At 33.3% G+C, this 4,247-nt stretch carries 7 protein-coding genes; 4 read left to right on the forward strand and 3 right to left on the reverse strand.

Annotated elements, in window-relative coordinates:
- Nucleotides 1-113: 113 nt before the first annotated feature.
- The 3 genes from ABIQ28_RS13265 to ABIQ28_RS13275 all read right to left on the reverse strand — a co-directional run bounded on the left by ABIQ28_RS13265 (nt 114) and on the right by ABIQ28_RS13275 (nt 1,793).
- Nucleotides 114-413, reverse strand: coding sequence for a GIY-YIG nuclease family protein (locus ABIQ28_RS13265; protein ID WP_348038090.1), 300 nt, complete (start codon nt 411-413; stop codon nt 114-116).
- Between the two features lie 326 nt (nt 414-739).
- On the reverse strand, nt 740-1,300 hold the full coding sequence (locus tag ABIQ28_RS13270; protein ID WP_348038093.1) for a YceI family protein: 561 nt from the start codon (nt 1,298-1,300) through the stop codon (nt 740-742).
- 37 nt (nt 1,301-1,337) lie between these two features.
- The gene (locus ABIQ28_RS13275; RefSeq protein ID WP_348038095.1) at nt 1,338-1,793 is read right to left on the reverse strand and encodes a MarR family transcriptional regulator; all 456 of its coding nucleotides are present in this window, start codon (nt 1,791-1,793) and stop codon (nt 1,338-1,340) included.
- 114 nt (nt 1,794-1,907) lie between these two features.
- On the opposite strand from ABIQ28_RS13275, the gene ABIQ28_RS13280 reads away from it, so the two are divergent.
- From ABIQ28_RS13280 to ABIQ28_RS13295, 4 genes are all read left to right on the forward strand, one after another.
- Entirely contained in the window at nt 1,908-2,435 is a 528-nt protein-coding gene (locus ABIQ28_RS13280) for a TlpA disulfide reductase family protein (protein ID WP_348038097.1), read from the forward strand.
- 75 nt (nt 2,436-2,510) lie between these two features.
- Nucleotides 2,511-3,116: a thioredoxin family protein gene (locus tag ABIQ28_RS13285; RefSeq protein ID WP_348038099.1), complete on the forward strand. Its 606-nt coding sequence runs from the start codon at nt 2,511-2,513 to the stop codon at nt 3,114-3,116.
- 133 nt (nt 3,117-3,249) lie between these two features.
- A complete protein-coding gene (locus tag ABIQ28_RS13290) occupies nt 3,250-3,561 on the forward strand; it encodes a rhodanese-like domain-containing protein (protein ID WP_348038101.1) in 312 nt (103 codons plus the stop codon).
- Nucleotides 3,562-3,599: 38 nt separating this feature from the next.
- Nucleotides 3,600-3,998 carry a rhodanese-like domain-containing protein gene (locus tag ABIQ28_RS13295; protein ID WP_348038103.1) on the forward strand — a complete coding sequence of 133 codons (399 nt, stop codon included), beginning with the start codon at nt 3,600-3,602 and terminating at the stop codon, nt 3,996-3,998.
- Nucleotides 3,999-4,247 lie beyond the last annotated feature (249 nt).

The raw sequence follows: 4,247 nt of genomic DNA on the forward strand, positions 1-4,247 counted from the left end.
TCTGCAAGAATTTTTTTGTAATGTGTGTATAGACTGTAAGTTTTCATATAAATTTCTAATGTCATTTCTGTGTATCTGACTGTCGGTAGACAGGTACGGAAATCTTAATAATTTTATTCTTTTAAAAAATGTGATAAATCGTCCCAATTGGGATTAAAATCTTTAATAAGATTTATTTTCCATTCTCGATTCCACTTTTTGATTTGCTTTTCTCTTTTAATGGCCTCCATCGCATATTCAAATTTTTCATAATACACAATTTTGTTCAAATTGTATTTATTGGCGAATCCTTTACTATATTTCTTCTTATGTTGATGAATCCTTTCATTGATTTGACCTGAAAAACCGACATAAATTACAGTGTTGTACGTATTTGTCATAATATAAACAAAGAAGGTTTTTTCTAGAAACATAAAAATTGAACATTTTTTGGTTACTCTTCTTAATTGGATTTCCACCTTCGTGGAAATGACAATTACTACAAATGAAAAAAGGCCTGTCGTGAATGACAAGCCTTTTTTATATTAATATTTAAATATACCTATAGCGTTACCTCACGAATGTTGTTTCGAAAAGTTCCACCACCAAGTATGATTTAAATTTGTGTTCAAGTTATTGTTTTGCCAAATATAGAAATGAAAATTTAAGTTTTCAAATTATTTCGAAAGAAATTTTAAAAAAAGAATCCTGCAGTTGCAGGATCCCAATCAATAAAACGTGCTATTAATCACTTTTTGATTTAAAATTTAAGGGTAACGTTTAACTCAAATTCATCGTAAATAGCTTTGTCTTTAAGGCCATCAAAGAAACTTGCTGATCCGTATTTAATCTCGTATTTTGTTCTGTCCACTTTTAAGTTGGCTGTAGCGGTGTTGTTTTCTTTTACGGTCATATCAAAAGTATTAGGAAAGGTGATGCCTTTGATGGTCAAATCTCCAGTGACTTTATATTTCCCGTTTTTTCCTTGAACTTTAGTGATCACAAATTTTGAAGTAGCGTGGTTGTCCGTACCGAAAAAATCATCTGATTTTAAATGGCCTTCAAGTTTACCTTTCATTTCGCCTTCTAAATCCGTAACATTTAAGGAAGACATATTCATAATAAATGTACCGCCAGTTAATTGTTTTTTGCCATCAAAATGCAAGGTGCCTTCTTGAAGTTTTATGGTGCCTTCATGTTCGCCTGTTATTTTTCGGCCTTTCCAAGTGATTTCACTGTTAACGACGTCGACGTTCTTTTTGGTTGAAACGTTGAATGTGCTTGCTGCAAAAGCAATGGCTAGAATAAATGTAATTTTCATAAGGTTTTCTTTTTTTTAATTGTAATTGAATTAATGTTTAATTTCTAAGCTTTGTTAATAAAATATTTAAGGTTTTGAGTTCTTCTGTCGTTAAGGACGACATTAATTTTGCTTCTGTATTTTCGATCAAAGGATCTATTTCTTTTAAAAATTCTAAACCTTGCGCGGTAATGAATATTTCAACTTTTCTGCGATTTTTTTTACATACAAAACGCTCCACGAAGTCTTTTAAAATAAGCTTGTCGACCAATCTTGTGGTATTACTCATTTTACTGACCATCCGATTTTGAATGTCTTGAAGGTTGGCAGCCTTTCCTTTTTGACCTCTTAATATTCTGAGCACATTAAACTGTTCAACAGAAATATCAAAAGGTTTTAAGATGTTTGAAATGGTATCTTTAATCGCAACACTGGTATACGAAATATTCAAAACGGTCCGTTTTGCCAAGGGAATTTGGCTACTGGTCATTATGATATGTTCTATCTCTTTCATGTACAACAATTGTATATACAAATGTACGTTTGGTTTTTTGATTTGCGATCAACTGAAGCTATAATTTTTTGTTAAAGTTTAATTGGACGGCAAAGGGAGTTATATTTTTATACCATGAGAACCTTATTAGTATTATTTGTAGTTATTATGACGTCTTGTAAGAATGAAACAAGCCCGTCCACATGGCATTCAACCACTGATGAAACTTCTAAATATGTGGCAGAGCCTTTGGAGGTTTACGATTTTGAAGGTCTAAAGCCATTTTTGGAAACGGACACCGATAAAGTTTATATCGTCAATTTTTGGGCGACCTGGTGTGCACCTTGTATTAAGGAGTTGCCTTATTTTGAAGCCGTAAATGCCGCTTATGCTGATAAAAATGTGGAAGTGTTATTGGTAAGTTTGGATTTCCCTAAAAAGTATGATTCCCATTTAAAGCCGTTTGTAAAAAAACATGAATTAAAATCGAAAGTCGTAGCTTTGAATGACATGGATTCCAACACTTGGATTCCGGCAATTAATCCGGATTGGTCTGGCGCCATTCCTGCAACTCTTATTTTTAATAAAGATAAACGACAGTTTTATGAGCAGACTTTTACTTATGAAGAATTGGAAACCGAATTAAAACAATTTTTAAAATAATCCTCGTCCTTTCTAATTTACACAATGGAATAATTATTGAGTAGACTAGACCAGAAAACGATTTAAAATAAAGTCATGAAAAAAATAATAGGAATTTTCGCTGTAATTGCGATTGTTGGATTATCGGCATTTACAACCGTTAGTAGCGGCTATAAAATTGGAGATATCGCCACCGATTTCAAATTGAAAAATATTGATGACAAAATGGTCTCGTTATCTGATTACAAAGATGCTAAAGGTTTTATCGTCATTTTTACGTGTAATACCTGTCCTTATTCGGTGTCTTATGAAGATAGAATTGTAGCTCTCGATAAAAAATACGCATCTAAAGGCTATCCTGTTATTGCCATCATGCCAAATAATACGGACATTCAGCCTAAAGATAATATGGAAGCCATGAAGCAAAGAGCGAAACAAAAAGGCTTTACGTTTCCATACTTAATGGATGAAGGTCAGAAAATTTCGCCGCAATATGGCGCGACCAAAACGCCTCAAGTTTATTTGATTCAAAAAACCACTAAAGGGAATGAGGTTAAATATATAGGTGCCATTGATGACAACTATCAAGATGCCCAAGCCGTCCAAACTAAATATGTTGAAAACGCGGTTGATGCACTTTTAGCTGGACAACCGATTAAACAGACTGAAACCAGAGCCATAGGTTGCTCCATTAGACTATAAAGAGGAATCCTTGAAAAACGCCTAATTTTGTTGGGTTTAAATGTTAAAAATGAATCTGAGGTGTAACACTTCAGATTTTTTTTGGTCTATATCATAAAGAAATGTTAATTTTGTCCTTTTAAATATAATAGCTATGGCAGATTTATCACAACAAGAATGGGCATCACAATTGGAGAATGACAGTAACGCCGTCATTATCGATGTAAGAACCCAAGAGGAAGTCAACGAAGGTTATATTCCCAATGCTATTCATTTAGATATTTATAAAGGTCAAGAATTTATCGACGCCATTGAAAAATTGGATCCTTATAAAAGTTATTATGTGTATTGCAGATCTGGAGCTCGCAGCGGACAAGCCTGTTCCATTATGAATCAACTCGGATTTGAAAAAGCCTATAACTTAATGGGAGGTTTCAGTAATTGGAACGGACCATCCACAAAATAAAACATGATTTTTTTTATAAGAAAATTAAGCCTATCCCTATGAAACGTATTTCGTTGATTTTTATCGTAGTTTTTACGTTCCTTATAATAGGTTGTAAGAAAGAATCTGATGACCAAATAACATTGGTAACGCCAGAGGAGATGCTGTCGTTGATGGAAATGGATGATGTACAATTGGTCGATGTCAGATCGGCTAAGGACAGGATTGACGGCTTTATAAAAAATTCACAGAATATAGATTTTAATTCGCCAACCTTTGATCAAGACATTCAGAAATTGGACAAAACAAAGCCAGTTATTTTATATTGTCGATCTGGTGGCCGCAGTGCAAAATGCGCCAAAAAACTTAAGGATGCCGGATTTGTCAAAATCTACGATCTTAAAGGCGGTATGACCCAATGGCTTTTTGATGACCATGACGTAGAGGTGGACCAGTAAATATTAATTATTCTTTATTTTTATTCTTGTGAAACAGTATTTATAAAGGCTTCTGGTATTTATTTGAAACTTTAAAATGCACCGAAAACCTAGGACTTCAAGCCTGATTTAATTGTTTTTTATGAGCATTATTCGTTTTTCATATAAAATGGATACTTTAGCTCGATAAGAGGTAATTGTTTTTCTCTTAATATGGCCTGATCTGATTTCTTGTTGATTGATAAGTTAAAAACAAGTTGTTATGGTTGG

Source organism: Gelidibacter sp. (genome assembly GCF_039916245.1).
Lineage (GTDB): Bacteria > Bacteroidota > Bacteroidia > Flavobacteriales > Flavobacteriaceae > Gelidibacter.

Bases quoted from the DNA above. Each gene is read 5' to 3' on its own strand.
- ABIQ28_RS13270 (WP_348038093.1), bottom strand. From the start codon at position 1,300: ATGAAAATTACATTTATTCTAGCCATTGCTTTTGCAGCAAGCACATTC.
- ABIQ28_RS13295 (WP_348038103.1), top strand. From the start codon at position 3,600: ATGAAACGTATTTCGTTGATTTTTATCGTAGTTTTTACGTTCCTTATA.
- ABIQ28_RS13290 (WP_348038101.1), top strand. From the start codon at position 3,250: ATGGCAGATTTATCACAACAAGAATGGGCATCACAATTGGAGAATGAC.
- ABIQ28_RS13275 (WP_348038095.1), bottom strand. From the start codon at position 1,793: ATGAAAGAGATAGAACATATCATAATGACCAGTAGCCAAATTCCCTTG.
- ABIQ28_RS13265 (WP_348038090.1), bottom strand. From the start codon at position 413: ATGTTTCTAGAAAAAACCTTCTTTGTTTATATTATGACAAATACGTAC.
- ABIQ28_RS13280 (WP_348038097.1), top strand. From the start codon at position 1,908: ATGAGAACCTTATTAGTATTATTTGTAGTTATTATGACGTCTTGTAAG.
- ABIQ28_RS13285 (WP_348038099.1), top strand. From the start codon at position 2,511: ATGAAAAAAATAATAGGAATTTTCGCTGTAATTGCGATTGTTGGATTA.